The sequence below is a fragment of the Opacimonas viscosa genome, assembly GCF_024199005.1.
GTDB lineage: Bacteria > Pseudomonadota > Gammaproteobacteria > Enterobacterales > Alteromonadaceae > Opacimonas > Opacimonas viscosa.
This window is the reverse complement of the sequence record NZ_JANATA010000280.1, coordinates 1-245: the sequence shown is the minus strand read 5'-3', so window position 1 is coordinate 245 and position 245 is coordinate 1. Positions and strand designations below refer to the sequence as shown.

Sequence of the window (245 nt, the reverse complement as noted above, 5' to 3'; positions counted from 1 at the left end):
CCAGGGCATCAGCTGACCAACACTATACGGCGAGTGAATAACCAGAGTCATATTGCTGGCGCAATAAAGTGATGTATGAAACGCAGCTAGCTTTTCTTGCAGAGCTTCCGTTGTGAATTGCCCGAACGTTTGTTGGTTACCAACGGAAAACTTGGCAAACGGGTGCGCTGGGTTGGCCGTTTCTTTGTGGATCTGATACAGACGTCGCAAGTCATCTTTGCGTTTGAACTTAAATTCAGCGTCTA

The 245-nt window shown here is 47.3% G+C and carries 1 protein-coding gene; it reads right to left on the bottom strand.

The window, feature by feature from the left end:
- Positions 1-245 (bottom strand): hypothetical protein (locus NLF92_RS13595; RefSeq protein ID WP_254102795.1); only part of this gene is annotated, 245 nt, incomplete at both ends.